We start from the raw sequence: 16,011 nt of genomic DNA, 5'->3' as shown, positions 1-16,011 counted from the left end.
CCGTAGAGGGCCGTTTTTTATGGGTGGTGCAGAAGCGCGATCAGTGATGTTCACGGGTGGCGCGGAATTTCACGTCCGGCCAGCGCTCTTCCATCAGGCTCAGGTTGACGCGGGTCGGCGCCAGGTAGGTGAGGTGGCCACCGCCATCGAGGGCGAGGTTTTCCACGGCCTTGTTGGAGAATTCCTCGAGCTTCTTCTTGTCGTCGCACTCGATCCAGCGCGCCGACCAGACGGTGATCGGCTCGTAGCCGCACTCGACCTTGTATTCCTCTTTCAGGCGGCTGGCGACCACGTCGAACTGCAGCACACCAACGGCGCCGAGGATGATGTCGTTGCTGCGCTCGGGGAAGAACACTTGGGTGGCGCCTTCCTCGGCCAGCTGTTGCAGGCCCTGGCGCAGTTGCTTGGATTTCAGCGGATCCTTCAGGCGCACGCGGCGGAACAGCTCCGGGGCGAAGTGCGGGATACCGGTGAAGCCCAGGGCTTCGCCTTCGGTGAAGGTGTCGCCGATCTGGATGGTGCCGTGGTTGTGCAGGCCGATGATGTCGCCCGCCCAGGCTTCCTCGAGCATTTCCCGCTCGCTGGAGAAGAAGGTCAGGGCGTCGCCGATGCGCACGTCCTTGCCGGTGCGCACGTGGCGCATCTTCATGCCTTTTTCGTACTTGCCCGAGCAGATGCGCATGAAGGCCACGCGGTCGCGGTGCTTGGGGTCCATGTTCGCCTGGATCTTGAACACGAAGCCGGTGAATTTCTCTTCGGTCGGCTGCACCGGGCGCTCGTTGGCGACTCGCGGCAGTGGGCGCGGTGCCCAGTCGACCACCGCGTCGAGCACATGGTCGACGCCGAAGTTGCCGAGCGCGGTGCCGAAGAATACCGGGGTCAGCTGGCCGTTGTTGAATTCGTCCTGGTCGAACGGGTGGCAGGCGACCTGCACCAGCTCCAGCTGCTCGACGAAGCGCTCGTACTCGTCGCCCAGGTGGGCGCGGGCTTCGTCGGAGTCGAGCTTCTCGATGATCTTGGTTTCGGTGCGCTCGTGGCCGTGGCCGGCGGTGTAGACGATGATGTAGTCGCCCGCCAGGTGATACACGCCCTTGAAGTCGCGGTAGCAACCGATCGGCCAGGTGATCGGCGCGGCCTTGATCTTCAGCACCGCTTCGATCTCGTCGAGCAGCTCGATGGGGTCGCGGATATCGCGGTCGAGCTTGTTGACGAAGCTGACAATCGGTGTGTCGCGCAGCCGGCACACGTCCATCAGCGCGATGGTGCGTGGCTCGACGCCCTTACCGCCGTCGAGCACCATCAGCGCGCTGTCCACCGCGGTCAGGGTGCGGTAGGTGTCTTCCGAGAAGTCTTCGTGGCCGGGGGTGTCGAGCAGGTTGATCATGTGCTCGCGGTAGGGGAACTGCATCACCGAGGTGGTGATGGAGATACCACGTTGCTTCTCCATTTCCATCCAGTCGGAGGTCGCATGGCGGTCGGATTTACGCGACTTCACCGTACCGGCCACTTCGATCGCCTTGCCCATCAGCAGCAGCTTTTCGGTGATGGTGGTCTTACCGGCGTCGGGGTGGGAAATGATCGCGAAGGTACGGCGCTTGGCGACTTCGGCGGCCTGAGTGGTCATGGATGCGTGCCTGCTTGAAAGCGTGAGCGGGCCAGGGCGGCCCGGAAAAATGCGCGATTATAGCGGTAAATGCGGGCGCGCTGGGGTATCCGCTGTGCACGCCTGTCGCGTTGCCGGTACTGCTAATGGCGTAGGATCGGCACTCCGTTCACGCCTGGGATTGTCATGAAGCTTTACGCTGTTTTGTTCGTCGCCCTCGGGCTCGCCTCGAACGCCGCGCTGGCACAGCTGCCCGAGTGCCGGGTTGGCTTCCCGGCGGGGCAGGCTCGCGACCTGCCGCTGGCTGCCACCCCCGAGGCGCGCATGCGGGGGCTTTCCGGTCGAGATGACGTAGGCGGCGGCATGCTCTTCGCCTGGCCCCGGGAGGGGCTGCGCGAACTGTGGATGAAGGGCACCCGCGTTGCGCTGTCGGCGGCCTTTATCGATAGCGCTGGCACGGTGCGCAAGGTGGTCGACATGCGCTCATTCAGCCTGCAGCGCCACGGTTCCGACGAGCCGGTGCGCTATATCATCGAGGTGGCGCAGGGCGAATTCGCGGCGCTTGGCGTGGTGGTGGGCAGCCGTGTGAGCATCGACTGCGAGCGGGCCGACCGCTAACAGACCGTTGAAAAACTACCTGCGTTGCCATTGCTGCGTTAAAAACAGCCTCAAAATGCTCATGTACAACTCGTACACTCCGCTTTTTCGGCTGTTTTTGCCTTGCACTGGCTGCCTCGCCTACGTTTTTTCAACGGCCTGCTAAGCCTGTTGCTCGATCCTTTTGATCGGTAATTCGGCTGACGCGGCTCTTGACGCTGCTGTTACACTATCACCCCTCGCAAATCCGCATCCCTTTCCGCTATCAGGAGCATCCGGTGCCCGTCGTGTTCGTCGCCGCCTCCCAACTGCCGACTCCGTTCGGTGTGTTCACCATGCATGGCTTTCTCGAAGAGGCCACGGGCAAGGAGCATGTCGCGCTGACCTTCGGCAATGTGGCCGACGGCGAGCCGGTGCTGGGGCGCCTGCATTCCGAGTGCCTGACCGGTGATGCGCTGTTCAGCCTGCGCTGCGATTGCGGCTTCCAGCTCGAAGGCGCCCTGCGCGCCATCGCCGAGGAAGGCCGCGGCGTGTTGCTGTACCTGCGCCAGGAAGGCCGCGGCATCGGCCTGCTCAACAAGATTCGCGCCTACGAACTGCAGGATGGTGGCGCCGACACCGTCGAGGCCAACGAGCGCCTGGGTTTCGGCGCCGACATGCGCGACTACGCGATCTGCCTGCCGATGCTCAAGCACCTGGGCATCTCCTCGCTCAAGCTGATGACCAACAACCCGCGCAAGGTCAAGGCGCTGGGCGACATGGGCATCCCGGTGGCCAATCGCGTGCCGTTGCAACTGGGCCACAACCCGCATAACAGCAAGTACCTGGCGACCAAGGCCGGCAAGCTCGGGCACATGCTCGGCAAGCTGCATCAGGGCGAGGTCGAGCGGCCTTGACCCGCGCCGCGGTCAAGCGCCGGTTGGCCCTGCTCTGGTGGCGGCAACTGGCACTGACCCTGGCGCCGTTGTTGCTGATCAACCTGCTGTTCGCTGCCGGGCGCCAACCGGGCGTGCTGGCCATGCCGCTGTTCATTGCCGGCCTGGCTTCGCTGTTCGTCAGCCTGCCGCTGTTCAGCGCCTACAAGCGCGCCTTGTTCGCCACCGCGAAAGCCCTGAATACCACCGACGAGCCTGCCGCCTGGCTGACCCTGGCCGAGCGCCGGCGCCCGGCATTGCTGGGCGCCGGGCTGCCAGCCTGGATTGCCGCCCTGGCGGTGTTCGCCGGGCTGGAAGCGGTGCCGCAGATACTCCTGGCGCTGGCCAGCGTGGTGGTCTTCTACCTTTACCGCATTCCCCGGCAGCTCTGATGCGCGGCGTGTTGCTCGCGCTGTTGTTGCTGCAGGCCAGTTCGCTGCTGGCCGCCGAGCGGGTGGTCAGCCTGGCGCCCTCGCTGAGTGAAATCGTCCTCGAACTGGGCGCCGCCGACCTGCTGGTTGGCGTGCTCGACGGCGGCGAGCGCCCCCAGGCGCTGGCCCATGTGCCCTCCGTGGGGCGCTATGGGCAGTTGGAGATGGAAACCCTGCTGGCCCTGCAGCCGGATCTGCTGCTGGTGTGGCCTGGCAGCGTCAGTGCTGCCCAACGCGAGCAACTGCAGGCCTTCGATATTCCCATGCTGGTCCTCGAGCCGCATTCGCTGGCCGAGCTGGCCCGGCAGTTCCTGCTGATCGGCGAACGCCTGGGCCATCCACAAGCAGGGCGGCGCCTGCATGATCGCTTCGTGGCAGGGCTCGAAGCGCTGCGGACGCGTTATCGGCGTACCGAGCCTTTGCCGGTGTTCTATCAGGTGTGGGACGCACCGCTCTATACCGTCGGCGGCCGGCAGATCATCAGTGATGCGCTGCAGGTGTGCGGAGCACGCAACCTGTTTGCCGACCTCGACCTGCCTGCGCCTCAGGTGAGCGTGGAGGCCGTGCTGCAACGCGACCCGGCGCTGATCATTGCCGCAGATGCGCGCCAGTTGCAGTCCTGGCAGCGCTGGCCGCAACTCAGGGCGGTAAAGAACGAGCAGTTGGTGGTGTTGCCTGATAAAGGCCTCGAGCGCCCCAGCTTTCAGATGCTCGCCGCCACGGCCAGGCTCTGCGCGTTGCTCGCGCCGGCCAGGTGATCGCCGTCAATGCCGGCGCTCAAGTCGTGCGATGACACTGGTAAAGCGTGCCGGCAACTGGCAGATTGAGCGCCTCCCCGTTTGTTGCAGACGTTATGAAAGTCCCTGCCTCTCCCTGGTTTTCCCTCGCCAGCGCCTTGATCGTCGGCGCCGCGCTCCTCCTGGTATTTCCCTTGAAGCTACTGCCCAGCCTGTTGGCCGGGTTGCTGGTGTTCGAGCTGGTCAACCGCCTGGCGCGGCCTATGCAGCGCCTGCTGGCGGGCCATATGGGGCGTGTGCTGGCGGTTGGCGTGCTCAGCGTGCTGGTGATCGCCGTGCTCGGGCTGCTCTTCGCTGGCGGCTTCTCGCTGCTGATGCACGAGCTCAACAACCCGGGACGGATGATGGGCAAGCTGCTCGGCGTGGTCGACCGGGCCCGCGAGCAGTTGCCCGAAGCGCTGGTGGCCTACCTGCCGGCCAATGTCGACGACATCCGCGTCGCGCTGCACGACTGGCTGCGCGGGCATATCAGCGAACTGCAGCTGCTCGGCAAGGGCGCCGTGCACATGTTCGTCACGGTGCTGATCGGCATGATCCTTGGCGCGGTGATCGCGCTGCAGAGCGTACCCGACCCGGATCAGCTCAAGCCGCTGGCCGGCGCCTTGCTGACGCGCGTACAGCGCTTCGTCGAGGCGTTTCGCAATATCGTCTTTGCGCAGATCAAGATTTCGCTGCTCAACACCAGCTTTACCGGCATCTTCCTGATGGGCGTGCTGCCGCTGTTCGACGTGCACCTGCCGCTGACCAAGACGCTGATCGCGATCACCTTCGTGGCCGGCCTGCTGCCGGTGGTCGGCAACCTGATCTCCAACACCGCGATCTTCGTGGTCGGCCTGTCGCTGTCGATCTGGGTGGCGCTGGGCGCGCTGGCCTACCTGATCGTCATCCACAAGGTCGAGTACTTCCTCAACGCCCGCATCGTCGGCGGGCAGATCAAGGCGCGGGCCTGGGAGCTGCTGTTGGTGATGCTGGTGTTCGAAGCCGCCTTCGGCATCGCCGGGCTGGTGGCGGCACCGGTCTACTATGCCTACGTCAAGAGCGAGCTCAAGGCCCAGGGCTGGGTGTGATCATGGCGGTTGGATCGCTCCGCAGCTTCTAAACCGATTACGCTGATCCATCGACCGGATAGGTGCCGCTTGCGGGCGATTGCCTGACTCAGGGTCTGTTCACGATCTTTCGATGAGGCGCCATGAGCAGAGGCAGCAGAAAGGCAAGAGCAGAAATCGGAAGCGGCTGCTTTTGTGGGAGGGGCTTTAGCCGCGAGCTCTTTACGGTCTATGCGAGATGCCAGAGCTGAGCTTGCCAGCATTACTGCGTTGCTCATACGTTCGGTTCCGCTCTGACGAGCGGGTTTCTTTTGGCATCGCCCCAAAAGAAACCAAAAGGTCTAGCCCCGACATACGGCCCCGGCTTCGCCGGGGTTCCCTCGCTCCATCATTGTTCCGAGGGCCCGCCGCGAAGGGCCATCCCTGGCCCATCGCGGCTCTCGCGACATCCATGTCGCTCAACCCTCTCCACAATAATTCCGCTCGGCCTTCTGAAGGGGCGATTGGTGTCGCCTGATAATTCTCTGGTGAGGAGCACCAAAAAGCCAAAGCGCCGACAGGCTGCTCCCGCCACTTTGCCGCCAGTCTATAGGCATGCTGATTCGGGTTTGCCAAGTGACCAAGATCGAGAACGGGCTATCAGAATGCCGGCGTCCAGGTCAGTGACAGCAGGGCAGTGCGCCCTTCCTCGCGGTATTCGCTGTAATGCGTCACGGGCCAGCTTCCATCGCTGTACTGGGCGCGGCTATAACCCTTGTCCAGCGGGTTATCCACCTTCAGGCCCAGCGCCAGCTCAGGTGTCGCCTGCCAGTTGCCGCGCAGGCCAAGTAACCCATGGCCGGCGATCTCGCGCTGATTGTCGACGTCATCGTAGCTGCGGCTGACCGCTTGCCATGTGGCGCCTAGCGACCAGTCGCCGAGCTGGCGGTCGACATCCAGGCTCAGGGTGCGCTTGGCGCGGCGATTCAATTGCTTGCCGGTGCTGCGGTCGCGAGGGTCGATCAGGCTCAGGCCAAGCGCTACCTGCCAGCCCAGCAGTTCATGCTGCAGGCTGCCTTCTAAGCCGTTGATACGCGCCTTGTCGATGTTCTCGGTGGGCCAGCCGCTGATCGCATCTCGCAGATCGGTGCGGTACACCGACGCCTGCAGCGCCGTGCGCTCGGCTACTTGGCTGCGCCACTGCAACTCGTAGGATTTGGAGGTCTCCGGCTGCAGGTCCGGGTTGCCGCCACCTGGCCAGTAGAGGTCATTGAAGGTTGGCGCACGGAAGCCCTCGGCGTAGGAGAGGATCAGCTCGTTGCGCGCATCGAGCTGGTAACCCAGGGCAGCGCTGAACGTGTTGGCGCTGCCGAACTGCTGGTTCTTCTCGTGGCGCATGCCCAGTTCGGTACTGAAGCGCTCGCCGCGGTAACGGTGCTGCGCGAGCAGGGCATGGTTCCAGCGGCTGTCCTCGGCGTAGGCGGTAGTGCTGTTGAGCTGTTCCTGGTAGCCATCGGCGCCGAGCAGCAGGCTGTGGCCGTCGCCTAGGTCGAGGGTGTTGAGCCAGGCCAGGCTGTTGCGGTAGGTGTTGAAGGGGCTGCTGGCGGGCACCTCATCGAAGCGCTCGACGGAGCGGTTCTCGCTGTGGCCGACTTCCAGGCGGCTTTTCCAGGCAGGCAGCAACTGGGCGTCGAGGAACCCGGAGTAACTGGTCAGTTGATAGTCGGTGTATGGGTAGGCGCCTTCCCAGCCACCGTCGTATTCGCTCTCGCCGCGCTGGTCGAGCACGCTGAAGCCGGCTTCCAGCGCTTCGCTGAAGCGGTGGCTGAGGTTGGCGCTGAAGGCGTTGTTGCGGTAGGCGTCGCGGTCGCTGTCCGGTGCCGCGCGGGTATGGCTGCGATTGATGCCGCGGCTGTCGTCGGCGCTCAGGCCGAGGTTGAAACGCGTGTCGGCATCGCCCCCGGACAGGCCCAGGCTGCGTTCCCAGCTGTGGTTCGAACCATAGCCGACGCGCAGGCGCGGGTTGAGCCCTTCGCCCGTAGCCCGGCGGGTGAAAATCTGCACCACGCCGCCAATCGCATCGGCACCATGGATGGCCGAGCGTGAGCCGCGCAGCACCTCGACACGTTCGATCTGCTCGACATTCAGGTATTCCAGCGGCGCACCGCCAGCAGATGCCGAGCCGATGCGCTGACCGTCGACCAGCACCAGGCTCTGGGCGGTTTTGGTGCCGCGAATGTACAGGCCACTGGTGCTGCCGCGGCCACCGGCGCGGGTGACCTGCACCCCTGGCACTCGGCTTAGCAGGTCGAGCACGCTGCCGGGCTGCAGGCGCTCGATGTCGGCGCGGGTGAATACCGTGGTGGGCGTGCTGCTCTGTTCGCGCGGCTGCACGTCTCGGTTGCTGGTCACCACGGTCTCCGACAGCTTGAGCGCCTCGTCGTAGCTCGTGGTGGTCGCGAGCGCCAGGCCTGGCGACAGGGCGCTGGCGAGCATCAGGTGAAGGTGTTTCATGGTGGGTGTCCTCGCAGGTCGGCAGACTTTCGAGGAGGGCGAGCACAAGCGCAGCGCATGCTGACGCCTGACGGTGGTGCCCTCCGCAACACGCGTCTCGTCCTGCAAGGCCGGTATCCGGGCTTTCGACCTGCAACCGCTCGCCTTCCCGGTAGACCCAGTGGCGGTTGAGCGGTTGTGCAATTGGCTGATTGCGGTCGATTACCGTTGCGGGGGCAGCGTCGGCCTGGCGCGCGGAGCGAGCGCACCGACTTCCCGTTTAACGCGCGGCATGGCAGCGCCGCGTGCACCTGGCAGGAGGTGAACGAGGCGTACCTTAGAGAGTGACTGCATGAAACACAAGCAGGTCGGTCAGGCTTTGCTTGAGCCTTTTTCAAGACGTTGGCGCACGGCCGCTTCGATGCCCGCTTCGTCCAAACCGCACTCGGCGAGCATCTGGTCGGGGCGGGCATGCTCCACGTAGCTGTCGGGCAGGCCCAGGTGCAGCATCGGTTTGAGGGTGCCTGCGCCTGCGAGGAACTCGCTGACGGCGCTGCCGGCGCCGCCCATCACGCTGTTCTCCTCGATGGTCACCAGCAGGTCGTGGCTCGCGGCCAGTTCGCTGACCAGCGCTTCATCGAGGGGTTTGACGAAGCGCATGTCGACCACCGTGGCGTCCAGCGTTTCGCCAACGCGCAGGGCTTCGGCCAGTTGCACGCCAAATACCAGCAGGGCAACGCCCTTGCCTTGCCGGCGTACTATGCCCTTGCCGATCGGCAGTGGCGTCAGTTCGCGGTCGATGGGTGAGTTCGGGCCACTGCCGCGCGGGTAGCGCACTGCCGCCGGGCCCGTGAACTGGTAACCGGTGGTGAGCATGTGGTGCAGCTCGTTTTCATCGCTCGGCGTCATGATCAGCATGCCGGGGATGCAGCGCAGGTAGGAAAGGTCGAAGCTGCCCGCGTGGGTCGGGCCGTCTTCGCCGACCAGGCCGGCGCGGTCGATGGCGAACAGCACGTCGAGGTTTTGCACCGCGACGTCGTGGATCAACTGGTCGTAGGCGCGCTGCAGGAAGGTCGAGTAGATCGCCACCACCGGCTTGGCGCCTTCGCAGGCCATGCCGGCGGCCAGCGTCACCGCGTGCTGTTCGGCGATGGCCACGTCGAAGTAGCGGTCCGCGTACTGCTCGCTGAACGCCACCAGGTCGGAGCCTTCCTTCATCGCCGGGGTGATCGCCATCAGCCGCTCGTCGTGGGCGGCCATCTCGCACAGCCATTGGCCGAATACGCTGGAGTATTTCGGCCCCGACGGCTTCTTCACCTTGGCGGGCGCGTTGATCGGCTCCAGCTTGGTGATGGCGTGGTAGACGATCGGGTCGACCTCGGCCGGCGCGAAGCCCTTGCCCTTCTTGGTGACCACGTGGAGGAACTGCAAACCCTCCAGGTCGCGCATGTTGCGCAGGGTGGCCAGCAGGGTCGGCAGGTCGTGGCCGTCGATGGGGCCGATGTAGTTCCAGCCCAGCTCTTCGAACATGGTGCCGGAGACCAGCATGCCCTTGGCGTGCTCTTCGGTCTTGCGGGCGATTTCCCAGGCGCCGGGCAGCTTGGACAGCACCTTCTTGCTGCCCTCGCGCACGTTGGCGTAGGTGCGGCTGGAGAGAATCTTGGCCAGGTAGTTGGACAGCCCGCCGACGTTCTTGGAGATCGACATGTCGTTGTCGTTGAGCACCACGAGCATGTTGGCTTTCACGTCAGCCGCGTGGTTGAGCGCCTCGAAGGCCATGCCGGCGGTCAGCGCGCCGTCGCCGATCACCGCCACCGATTTGCGCTTGCTGCCCTGGCGCTGGGCGGCGATGGCCATGCCCAGTGCGGCGCTGATCGAGGTGCTGGAGTGGCCCACACCAAAGGTGTCGTACTCGCTTTCCGAACGGCGCGGGAAGGCGGCGATGCCATCCTTCTGGCGCAGGCTGCCCATGCGCTCGCGGCGGCCGGTAAGAATCTTGTGTGGGTAGGCCTGGTGGCCGACGTCCCACACCAGGCGGTCGTCCGGCGTGTCGAAGACGTAGTGCAGGGCAACGGTCAGTTCGATCACCCCGAGGCCGGCACCGAAATGCCCGCCGGTCTGCCCGACCGTGTACAGCAGGTACTGGCGCAGTTCATCCGCCAGGGTCTCCAGCTCGGCCTCGCCAAGGCGGCGCAGCTCATCCGGCGTGTTGGCACGGTCGAGCAGCGGCGTCAGCGGGCGTTCGCGGGGAATCTCGTGGAAAGTCGTCGGCATCAGGCGAGTCGTTATAAGAATTCAAAATAGTGGGGCAGTCTACCTGATGCGATGAGCCTAGCCCAAGGGAGGACTTGGGCGTGGTTGCCGCAGCAGCGATGTCAGATAGACAGCGGTTCAGTTACGCCGTTCGACGATATAACGCGCCAACTCGCGCAGCGGCTCGGCGGCCTCGCCGAATGGCTGCAGCGCGTGCAGCGCCTGGTCGCGCAGTTCCAGGGCGTAGGCCTTGGCGCTGGCCAGGCCGAGCAGGGCAGGGTAGGTGGGTTTGTCGTTCGCCTGATCCTTGCCCTGGGTCTTGCCCAGGGTCGCGGTATCGCTTTCCACGTCGAGAATGTCGTCCTGCACCTGGAAGGCCAGGCCGACGGCGCGGGCGTAGGTGCTCAGTGCCGCCAGGGTTTGCTCGTCGGCGCGGCCGCTGGCCAGGGCGCCGAGGCGCACGCTGGCTTCGATCAGCGCGCCGGTCTTGTGCCGGTGCATGGTTTCCAGCGCCGGTTGCTGCAGCTGCTGGCCCACCGAACCGAGGTCGATGGCCTGGCCGCCGACCATGCCGGCCGGGCCAGCGGCATGGGCCAGGGCCTGGAACATGCTCAGGCGAATCTCGGCGCTCTGCGGGTTGTGCTCCGTGCTGGCCAGCACCGCGAAGGCCAGGCTCTGCAAGCCATCGCCGGCGAGGATGGCGGTGGCGTCGTCGAAGGCGATGTGAGTGGTCGGCTGGCCGCGGCGCAGGTCGTCATCGTCCATCGCCGGCAGGTCGTCGTGCACCAGCGAATAGGCGTGGATCAGTTCCACTGCGCAGGCCGCGCCATCGGCTTGCTGCGCGCTGCCGCCGAGGGCCTCGCAGGCCGCATAGGCGAGCAGCGGGCGCACGCGCTTGCCACCGTTGAACACGCTGTAGCGCATGGCTGCATACAGGCGTTCGAGCTCGGCGCGCGGGGCCGTGAACAGCGGCTCGAGGGCGGCGTCGACCTGTTTCTGGCAGCGCGCCTGGTAGGCGGCGATCATAGCGGTTCGTCCGTTTCGAACGGCGCGGCTTCCAGGGCGCCATCGCGCTCCAGGAGGATCTGTACTTTCTGCTCGGCCTGGGTCAGCGCGGCCTGGCATTCGCGGGTCAGGCCGATGCCTTGCTCGAAGGCGCTCAGCGACTCCTCCAGCGACAGCTCGCCATTCTCCAGGCGCTCGACGAGGGTTTGCAGCTCGGTCAGGGATTGCTCGAAATCGAGCGCGGCTTTCTTGCGGGCCATGGTCAGCAGGTCTCAGGCGGGTTCGCGGTCGCCGCGACACTAGCAGAGGGCTTTGCCGCGAGCAAATCACCTCGGGCAGGCGATTTGTATGGATATACAGTATTCTTGTCGGTATTCATTTCCTGGTGGCCAGACCTGATGCGCCTGTTTCTCTGCGAAAAGCCCTCGCAAGCCAAAGACATTGCCAGCGTGCTCGGGGCCACGCGGCGCGGCGACGGTTGCTGGCTGGGCAACGGCGTGACGGTGACCTGGTGCATCGGCCATCTGCTCGAGACGGCGCCGCCGGATGCCTACGACGCGCGCTACAAGCGCTGGGTGCTGGACGATCTGCCCATCGTGCCGCAGCAATGGAAGATGCGCATCAAGCCCAAGACCGCCGCCCAGTTCAAGGCGGTCAAGCGGCTGCTTGGCGAAGCCGGCGAACTGGTGATCGCCACCGATGCCGACCGTGAGGGCGAGATGATCGCCCGCGAACTGCTCGAGCATTGCCGTTACCGCGGGCCGATCCAGCGCCTGTGGCTGTCGGCGCTGGACGACGCCTCGATCCGCAAGGCCCTGGCCGCGCTCAAGCCCGGCGCCAGCACCTACAACCTCTATCAGTCGGCACTCGGCCGTTCGCGGGCCGACTGGTTGATCGGCATGAACATGAGCCGCCTGTTCACCTTGCTCGGGCGCAAGTCCGGCTACCAGGGCGTGCTGCCGGTCGGCCGCGTGCAGACGCCGACCCTGCGCCTGGTGGTGGACCGTGACCGCAGCATCGCCGATTTCGTGCCAGTGCCGTTCTGGGCCATCGACGTGACGCTCGATGGCAACGGCACGCCGTTCACCGCCCAGTGGCGTGCGCCTCAGGACGACTGTGATGAGCAGGGCCGTTGCCTGAAGCAAGCGGTGGCGCAGCGCGCCGCCGAGGCCATGCAGGGCGCCGAGCATGCCGTGCTGGAAAAATTGAAGACCGAACGCATGAGGGAGGCGCCGCCGCTGTTGTTCGATCTCGGCACCCTGCAGCAGGTGTGCTCGAAGAAGCTTGGCCTGGGCGCCCAGGAAACCCTGGATATCGCCCAGAAGCTTTACGAGACCGACAAGCTGATCACCTACCCGCGCAGCGATTGCGGCTACCTGCCGCTGAGTCAGCATGCCGAAGCACCGGCCATTCTGGCTGCGCTGGGGCTGGCCGATCCAGGTTTGCGCGAGGTGCTGGCGCATACCCAGGCCGGGCGCCGTTCGCGGGCCTGGAACGATGCCAAGGTCAGCGCGCACCACGGCATCATCCCGACCCTGGCAGCCGCTGGCCTGACGCGCCTGAGTGGGCGCCCGCGTGCCGTATACGAGCTGATCCGCGCCCGCTACCTGGCGCAGTTCCTGCCCAACCATGAATACGATCGCACCCAGGCGGATTTCGCTTGCGCCGGCCACAGCCTGCGCGCCGTCGGCAAGCAGATCGTCGAGCCCGGCTGGAAGCGCGCACTGCCCGAAGCCCTGGCGCCTGCCAAGGGGCGCGAGGCGCCGGTGCCCCAGGCGCTGCCGGTATTGCGCGAAGGCCAGCGGTGCGCGATCCGCGAGGTGACCCTCAAGGATCAATTCACCCAACCGCCCAAGCCGTTTACCGAGGGCGACCTGATCCAGGCGATGAAGAACGTCGCGCGGCTGGTCGAGGATCCGCTGCTCAAGCAGAAGCTCAAGGACACCACCGGCATCGGCACCGAAGCCACTCGTGCCGGCATCATCCAGGGGCTGATCGACCGCGGTTACCTGAGCAAGCAGGGCAAGGCGTTGGCGGCCACCTCGGCGGCGTTCGGCCTGATCGATGCGGTGCCGCGGGCGATTGCCGACCCCGGCACCACGGCAATCTGGGAGCAGGCGCTGGACATGGTGCAGAGTGGCGAGATGCCCCTGGACGAGTTCGTCGCCAAGCAGTCGGCCTGGATGGGCAAGCAGATCGAACGCTGCCGGGGGCTGCAACTGACCATCAGTGGTCCGCCGCCAGCTGGCAAGCCGGCGTGGAAGGGCAAGCGCAAGGGCGCCCCGCGCAAAGGCGCGCCGGCCAAACGCGCAGGCGCTGGCGCCGCAAGGGCGAAGTCGAAGTAAGGCCACTCACGTTTCGCCGGCGGCGCTTCCTCGTAGCCGGGCAGAGGAATCTGGACGCGTAGCTGACGGCCTTCTCATCCATCGGTGCCGTCGCCAAACGGTGGACGTGTGAAGCTCCGCCCACCCGATTGTGGGAGCGCGCCATGCGCGCGAATCGCGGGCATGGCCCGCTCCCACAAAGGTAATCAGCCGGCAGGCCATTCCTGCCTTGTTGGCTCAACACCTCGAATAAGGCGGGCCTCGTAGGATGGGGCGGGCCGCGTAGGTGGAACCCATCAAATTCGATGGGTTTCACTCATCCTACTGCTCTGACTATCAGCTCGTAGGGTGGACAACGCTCTTTTTGTCCACCATTGCGGTAATGGGAGCTGTGGATGGGTGAAGCGGATGAAACGTTATCCACCCGTACAGCTCGGCCGTGGTGGCATGCAGGCGCCTATTCCAGATGCCACCCATCTGTTCGTCGCACGAGCAGAGTATTCCAAAATGTAAATTTTCCGTTACCATCCGGCCCCGTTGAATTTAACGAACGGGTTTCATTTGCCTTTCGGGTGCGGATTTATCGCCGTTTATCACTGTCTTTAAGGCTTGCCGTGTTCTGGTGGCACCAGTTTCGCTGGTGAAAACCGCCATGCAATGGGCCTGGATTCAAGCGGGTTGTGGAGTAAAACGAACATTCAAATCGGTGTGCCGCGGTTTTTTGCCGGGCACCTCTGCGGTAAGGGCTCGCGACGCCACGGCGTGAGGCGGGCCGTTCTCTGATTCAACCGGATGGATTTCGGCAAGGAACAGTTGCCCGAGACCGGCTCGCCGGATCCGCAAACGCTCACATGGAAAGCGATCACCACAGCGAAGCCTGTGGCCAACCTGCCGTCGCATCGTTGCCGGGCAGGGCGGTCCGCTTGGCTGTTTCCAGCAAAATCAATAAGAGGTAGTCCTTCTATGGATGCGGTATCAGCCGAACAGGCAAAGCAGGAGCCTGAGAGCAAGCTCAGTGCGTCATTGAAGCCCCGGCACCTCACCATGATGTCCATCGCCGGGGTGATCGGCGGGGCCTTGTTCGTCGGCTCCGGCAGCGTGATCCACAGCGCCGGGCCGGCAGCGGTACTGGCCTATCTGGCAGGCGGCATCCTGGTGGTGCTGATCATGCGCATGCTCGGTGAGATGGCCACGTCCTCGCCGGACACCGGCTCTTTTTCCACCTACGCCGAGCGCGCCATCGGCCGCTGGGCCGGCTTCACCATCGGTTGGTTGTACTGGTGGTTCTGGGTCATTCTGATGGCCTGGGAAGCCTACGTGGCGGGCACCATTCTCAATGGCTGGTTCCCGGAGATCAGCGTCAACGTCTTCGTTCTGGCGGCCACCCTGGTGCTGATCAGCATCAACTTCTTCAACGTCAAACATTACGGCGAGTTCGAGTTCTGGTTCGCGCTGATCAAGGTGGTGGCGATCATCTGTTTCCTGGCGGTGTGCAGCCTGGCCGTGCTCAGCCTGTGGCCGACCGGCGAGGTACGCGGCTTCAGCAACCTGACCGCCCAGGGCTTCATGCCCAACGGCATCGAGTCCGTGGTGGTGGCCATTCTCGGCGTGATGTTCGCCTTCCTCGGCGCCGAGATCGTCACCATCGCTGCCTCGGAAGCCAAGGATCCGGCCAACCAGATCGTCAAGGCGACCAACTCGGTGGTCTGGCGCGTGTGCCTGTTCTACATCGGCTCGATCTTCCTGATCGTCTGCCTGGTGCCCTGGAACGACCCGCTGATGGCCCAGTCCGGCTACGGCTCCTACCGCCGCACCCTGGAGCTGCTGGGCATTCCCTATGCCGAGCTGGTGATGAACTTCGTGGTGCTGACCTCGGTGAGCAGCTGCATGATCTCGGCCCACTACACCGCCTCGCGCATGCTGTTTTCGCTGTCCACCCGTGGTGATGCGCCGCGCTTCCTGAAAATCACCCGTTCGGGCACTGGCGTGCCGGTGTTCGCGATCATCGCCTCGTGCTCGGTGGCGGTGTTCGTGGCGTTGATCAACTTCAACGAAACCCTGCGCCCGAAAGACGTGCTCGACACCCTGATGAACACTACCGGCATGATCGCCCTGCTGGTGTACCTGGTGATCGCCTTCTCGCAGCTGAAGATGCGCCGCAAGCTGGAAGCCGAGGGCAAGGACATCCGCCTGAAAATGTGGCTGTTCCCCTGGCTGACCTACCTGGTGATCCTGTTCATCGTCGGCTCCCTGGTGACCATGGCGTTCGTCGAGGAATACCAGGTGCTGGTCATCTCCACCGGCGCAGCGGCTGCCGTGGTGGTGGCACTCGGTGTGCTGGTGCACAAGCGCGCGGCGAAGAAGCTCGCTCGCTGATCGGACGGCCATGATCAGAAAAAGGGGCGCACCTTCACCGGTGCGCCCCTTTTTAATGGTTCATCGCATTTTCCCGGGGAGGATACGCTTGACACTGGACTGGCAAATAAGTGTCCGCTGCCGATGCCTTGGCACTCTCCATTTGGTCGCTGCCAGGCCTAACGGGTTTCGCCCCTTACGGGCGCCTCACTTT

At 64.7% G+C, this 16,011-nt stretch carries 12 protein-coding genes and 1 riboswitch; of the genes, 7 read left to right on the top strand and 5 right to left on the bottom strand.

Going from position 1 to position 16,011, the window contains the following annotated elements:
• Positions 1-40: 40 nt before the first annotated feature.
• Entirely contained in the window at positions 41-1,624 is a 1,584-nt protein-coding gene (locus QYS36_RS00060; protein WP_230124457.1) for a peptide chain release factor 3, read from the bottom strand.
• Positions 1,625-1,789: 165 nt separating this feature from the next.
• On the opposite strand from QYS36_RS00060, the gene QYS36_RS00055 reads away from it, so the two are divergent.
• The 5 genes from QYS36_RS00055 (at position 1,790) to QYS36_RS00035 (ending at position 5,409) form a co-directional block, all read left to right on the top strand.
• Positions 1,790-2,221 (top strand): DUF192 domain-containing protein, encoded by a 432-nt coding sequence (locus QYS36_RS00055; RefSeq protein ID WP_308837556.1) that lies wholly within the window; start codon positions 1,790-1,792, stop codon positions 2,219-2,221.
• A 257-nt stretch (positions 2,222-2,478) separates the two neighbouring features.
• The gene (ribA, locus tag QYS36_RS00050) at positions 2,479-3,096 is read left to right on the top strand and encodes a GTP cyclohydrolase II (RefSeq protein WP_074881483.1); all 618 of its coding nucleotides are present in this window, start codon (positions 2,479-2,481) and stop codon (positions 3,094-3,096) included.
• Positions 3,093-3,506 carry an MFS transporter gene (locus QYS36_RS00045; protein WP_308837555.1) on the top strand — a complete coding sequence of 138 codons (414 nt, stop codon included), beginning with the start codon at positions 3,093-3,095 and terminating at the stop codon, positions 3,504-3,506. The genes ribA and QYS36_RS00045 overlap by 4 nt, the downstream gene beginning before the upstream one ends.
• On the top strand, positions 3,506-4,303 hold the full coding sequence (locus QYS36_RS00040) for a helical backbone metal receptor (protein ID WP_308837554.1): 798 nt from the start codon (positions 3,506-3,508) through the stop codon (positions 4,301-4,303). The genes QYS36_RS00045 and QYS36_RS00040 overlap by 1 nt, the downstream gene beginning before the upstream one ends.
• Positions 4,304-4,398: 95 nt before the next feature.
• A complete protein-coding gene (locus QYS36_RS00035) occupies positions 4,399-5,409 on the top strand; it encodes a hypothetical protein (RefSeq protein WP_308837553.1) in 1,011 nt (336 codons plus the stop codon).
• Positions 5,410-6,027: 618 nt separating this feature from the next.
• Here the strand turns inward: QYS36_RS00035 and QYS36_RS00030 are convergent.
• The 4 genes from QYS36_RS00030 to QYS36_RS00015 form a co-directional block, all read right to left on the bottom strand.
• Positions 6,028-7,881, bottom strand: a complete 1,854-nt coding sequence (locus QYS36_RS00030) for a TonB-dependent receptor domain-containing protein (RefSeq protein ID WP_308837552.1) — start codon at positions 7,879-7,881, stop codon at positions 6,028-6,030.
• Positions 7,882-7,971: 90 nt separating this feature from the next.
• Positions 7,972-8,190, bottom strand: a riboswitch (cobalamin riboswitch).
• A gap of 42 nt (positions 8,191-8,232) precedes the next feature.
• Positions 8,233-10,134: a 1-deoxy-D-xylulose-5-phosphate synthase gene (dxs, locus tag QYS36_RS00025; protein WP_308837551.1), complete on the bottom strand. Its 1,902-nt coding sequence runs from the start codon at positions 10,132-10,134 to the stop codon at positions 8,233-8,235.
• Between the two features lie 117 nt (positions 10,135-10,251).
• Positions 10,252-11,139 (bottom strand): (2E,6E)-farnesyl diphosphate synthase, encoded by an 888-nt coding sequence (gene ispA / locus QYS36_RS00020; protein ID WP_308837550.1) that lies wholly within the window; start codon positions 11,137-11,139, stop codon positions 10,252-10,254.
• On the bottom strand, positions 11,136-11,378 hold the full coding sequence (locus QYS36_RS00015) for an exodeoxyribonuclease VII small subunit (RefSeq protein WP_027903060.1): 243 nt from the start codon (positions 11,376-11,378) through the stop codon (positions 11,136-11,138). Before QYS36_RS00015 ends, ispA begins: the two co-directional genes overlap by 4 nt.
• Positions 11,379-11,516: 138 nt before the next feature.
• Here QYS36_RS00015 and QYS36_RS00010 point away from each other — a divergent pair, with 138 nt between their 5' ends.
• Positions 11,517-13,463, top strand: coding sequence for a DNA topoisomerase III (locus QYS36_RS00010; protein WP_308837647.1), 1,947 nt, complete (start codon positions 11,517-11,519; stop codon positions 13,461-13,463).
• Positions 13,464-14,405: 942 nt separating this feature from the next.
• Entirely contained in the window at positions 14,406-15,818 is a 1,413-nt protein-coding gene (locus QYS36_RS00005) for an amino acid permease (protein WP_308837549.1), read from the top strand.
• Positions 15,819-16,011 lie beyond the last annotated feature (193 nt).

It is taken from the genome of Pseudomonas sp. G34 (assembly GCF_031119625.1).
GTDB lineage: Bacteria > Pseudomonadota > Gammaproteobacteria > Pseudomonadales > Pseudomonadaceae > Aquipseudomonas.
Note: the sequence above shows the minus strand (reverse complement) of the source record. Positions and strands in the feature narration are given on the sequence as shown.

Bases quoted from the DNA above. Each gene is read 5' to 3' on its own strand.
- QYS36_RS00030 (WP_308837552.1), bottom strand. From the start codon at position 7,881: ATGAAACACCTTCACCTGATGCTCGCCAGCGCCCTGTCGCCAGGCCTG.
- QYS36_RS00055 (WP_308837556.1), top strand. From the start codon at position 1,790: ATGAAGCTTTACGCTGTTTTGTTCGTCGCCCTCGGGCTCGCCTCGAAC.
- dxs (WP_308837551.1), bottom strand. From the start codon at position 10,134: ATGCCGACGACTTTCCACGAGATTCCCCGCGAACGCCCGCTGACGCCG.
- QYS36_RS00040 (WP_308837554.1), top strand. From the start codon at position 3,506: ATGCGCGGCGTGTTGCTCGCGCTGTTGTTGCTGCAGGCCAGTTCGCTG.
- QYS36_RS00005 (WP_308837549.1), top strand. From the start codon at position 14,406: ATGGATGCGGTATCAGCCGAACAGGCAAAGCAGGAGCCTGAGAGCAAG.
- ispA (WP_308837550.1), bottom strand. From the start codon at position 11,139: ATGATCGCCGCCTACCAGGCGCGCTGCCAGAAACAGGTCGACGCCGCC.
- QYS36_RS00015 (WP_027903060.1), bottom strand. From the start codon at position 11,378: ATGGCCCGCAAGAAAGCCGCGCTCGATTTCGAGCAATCCCTGACCGAG.
- QYS36_RS00035 (WP_308837553.1), top strand. From the start codon at position 4,399: ATGAAAGTCCCTGCCTCTCCCTGGTTTTCCCTCGCCAGCGCCTTGATC.
- QYS36_RS00010 (WP_308837647.1), top strand. From the start codon at position 11,517: ATGCGCCTGTTTCTCTGCGAAAAGCCCTCGCAAGCCAAAGACATTGCC.
- QYS36_RS00060 (WP_230124457.1), bottom strand. From the start codon at position 1,624: ATGACCACTCAGGCCGCCGAAGTCGCCAAGCGCCGTACCTTCGCGATC.